The organism is Microcystis sp. M079S1 (genome assembly GCF_020246425.1).
Classification (GTDB): Bacteria; Cyanobacteriota; Cyanobacteriia; order Cyanobacteriales; family Microcystaceae; genus Microcystis; species Microcystis aeruginosa.
Genome location: NZ_JADBSZ010000008.1, coordinates 1 through 2750, shown reverse-complemented (window position 1 = coordinate 2750; position 2750 = coordinate 1). Strand labels below are relative to the sequence as shown.

The window sequence follows — 2750 nt, the reverse complement described above, 5'->3', positions numbered from 1 at the left end:
GCCTCAATTGTAAAACAGTCTTAGATAGAGATCATAATGCAGCAATAAATATTCTTAAAAAAGGGTTGCAATACTTGGGAAATCATCTCAACGGTACTGTTGGGCAAACAGAAACCGACCCAAACGCCTTGGGAGAGTCCGTCCTCTGGGGTTTCAGTGGAGACATTGAGAATCTAAGTTGTCTCGTTGAACAAGGAATTTCTAACAGCGATGTGGAAAGAATCCCCCGTCACAGCGTAGCTTGACGGTGGGAGTATGTCAAGCAATACTGCCCTCGCCCAAGGACTTCTCAGCGCGGCGGGATTGGACACAAAAACTTGGGTACAATTGGGAGTCAATCTCGCCTATAATCTGCCCAATAGTCGCAAGGATGAATTAGAAGCGGACCGACTGGGTTTAAACAATCTAGCTGAGGCTGGTTATGCAGCCAAGGACATGATCTCCTTGATGGGAAAATTAGCACAACAGGGGGGTTCTACCCCGACAATTCTCAGCACCCATCCTGCCACAGGCGATCGCATTTTGGCACTACAAAAACAGCTTAATTCGGTTAATAACAAGCAGAATCAAGGTTTAGACGAGGATTATTACCAATTGCAGATTCGTTCTCTCCGCTAATCAGACAATTTCCTGAACAGATAAAAACTCGGCCACCGCTTGATTAAAACTTTCAGGTTCCCCTAAAAATGCCCAATGATTACCCGGTATCTTTTTAATCTCTAGAGAAGTTAAATACTTTTTATAAGATTGAATTTGCCAAGCAGTGCGATTTAATCCCTGTTGGGGAAGGATTAATAAACTGGGAATATCTAAAGTTTTAGTTAATCCGGCAAACCCCATGACATCCTCAAAAATTTCCCCGCGTGCCGACAAAGTGAATTTACCGCTCCAACTGCCATCAGCTTTTTGTTCAATGGCATTTTTAAACACCTCTTGCTGTAGATTTGACCAACCTTTATATTGTTTTAATTGACGAGCGATCGCCTCTATGCTCTGATAACTATCAAAGGAGCGAGTAATCTTTAAAAAGGGCAAAACTTGATAGAGAATTGGAAAAGTTATCCTAATCCAACTAGGCATTTTATCGATAAAAAAGGGATCGACTAAAATTAAACTCTTAAATACTTCCGGCTGTTGAGTTGCCCAAATTGCCGCTATTTTAGCACTCCAAGAATGACCTAAAATATGTGCTTGCGTCCAACCTAAATGATTAATTAAAGCCCTTAAATCGCCGATATAATCCTGAAAGTGATAACCGGTTGCCGGTTTACCGCTTTCCCCATGTCCCCGCAAATCTGGGGCAATAACTTGATAATTTGAGCTTAAATAATCGCCCAAGCTTGACCAAACCAAAGCATGATCCGCCATGCCGTGCAATAATAATAGAGGCATACCTCGATCGCTCCATTGTAAATAGGAAATTTCCATCGAGTTATTGGCAAAAGTCTGGCGTTGTGGCATAAATTCTCGACTGATTTTTACTCTATAATTTACCTATCACTTAATAAAACTTCATACAATGGCACTACAATCTCCGATCACTGGGACTAGCTTAGAGCAATTGTCTTGGACATGGCAAGGTCACACCATCCCCTACACTGTGCGGGGAGAAGGACAACCCCTAGTCTTAATTCACGGTTTTGGGGCATCTATCGGTCATTGGCGCAAAAATATCCCCGTTTTAGCGGAAAATGGCTATCAAGTCTATGCCCTAGATCTTCTGGGATTTGGGGGTACAGATAAGCCCGCTTTAGATTATAGTCTCAACCTTTGGCAGCGGCAAATACAGGACTTTTGCAGGGAAAAAATGGCAAGACCGGCGGTATTTGTCGGTAATTCCATCGGGGGACTGATTACCTTAATGCTGATGGCAGAATCTCCCGAAATCACTGCCGGAGGAGTAATTATCAACTGTGCCGGAGGATTAAACCATCGTCCCGAAGAATTAAATTTGCCGCTGCGTTTAATCATGGCTGCCTTTACCGGTTTAGTTAGTTCTCCCGTGACAGGAAAGTTTATTTTTGAACAGGTAAGACAGAAAAATCGCATCCGGAACACCTTAAAACAGGTTTATCGCGACCATACCGCGATTACCGAGGAATTAGTCGAAATTCTCTATCAACCCTCCTGTGATGCGGGTGCGTGGGGAGTGTTCGCATCGGTGTTGACGGCACCCCCCGGACCTTCTCCCCAGGAATTATTACCGCAAATCGATCGCCCTTTATTGGTACTCTGGGGAGAGGATGACCCTTGGACACCGATCGCTGGTTCGGTAATTTACCAAGAAAGAGCTAAAATGGGAAATAATACCCAATTTTATCCGATTGCCAAAGCCGGTCACTGTCCCCACGATGAACATCCCGAAAAAGTTAATCAATTAATTTTGAGTTGGCTGTCGGAAATGGGGATTTAGTCAGTTAAAAAAGTTGGGGTTGATAAGCAATCCTTCATCGATCTGCCTCGCGATTCAGTTTTGAGGTTATGAGTTTATTAAGTGAGATTATTCACTGATAACTGTTTACTGATAACTGATAACTGATAATTTTTCTCGGCCCCAAAGGTAAATTTAATGATTTTTGCGGCCAGTTTTTCCCTGAGTGAGAAATCGATGGCTCTTCGGTTTGTGTTATGCAATCGACGGGGGTTATAAGGGATGGAACCCTTATATAGAAAGGCATTTAGCGATTTTTGTCAATTGTTTTTGCTCTAGAGCGAACTAATCAATTAAATCTATTGCCAGATAAGGATTC

2 protein-coding genes and 2 pseudogenes are annotated in these 2750 nt (G+C 42.8%); 3 read left to right on the top strand and 1 reads right to left on the bottom strand.

Features of this window, described 5'->3' with window-relative positions; translation table 11 throughout:
* Both IM456_RS00425 and IM456_RS00420 read left to right on the top strand, forming a co-directional pair.
* A pseudogene (locus IM456_RS00425) lies at positions 1-245 on the top strand (zinc ribbon domain-containing protein); the annotation flags it as partial.
* Positions 246-264: 19 nt separating this feature from the next.
* Positions 265-618 (top strand): annotated as a pseudogene (locus IM456_RS00420) (M48 family metalloprotease); the annotation flags it as partial.
* Here the strand turns inward: IM456_RS00420 and IM456_RS00415 are convergent.
* The gene (locus IM456_RS00415; RefSeq protein ID WP_149988169.1) at positions 619-1461 is read right to left on the bottom strand and encodes an alpha/beta fold hydrolase; all 843 of its coding nucleotides are present in this window, start codon (positions 1459-1461) and stop codon (positions 619-621) included.
* A 58-nt stretch (positions 1462-1519) separates the two neighbouring features.
* On the opposite strand from IM456_RS00415, the gene IM456_RS00410 reads away from it, so the two are divergent.
* Complete coding sequence (locus IM456_RS00410) at positions 1520-2413, top strand: alpha/beta fold hydrolase (RefSeq protein ID WP_149988168.1); 894 nt, start codon at positions 1520-1522, stop codon at positions 2411-2413.
* The last annotated feature ends 337 nt before the right edge of the window (positions 2414-2750 follow it).

Excerpts from the sequence above, each read along its gene's own strand:
- IM456_RS00415 (WP_149988169.1), bottom strand. The coding sequence starts at position 1,461 with ATGCCACAACGCCAGACTTTTGCCAATAACTCGATGGAAATTTCCTAT.
- IM456_RS00410 (WP_149988168.1), top strand. The coding sequence starts at position 1,520 with ATGGCACTACAATCTCCGATCACTGGGACTAGCTTAGAGCAATTGTCT.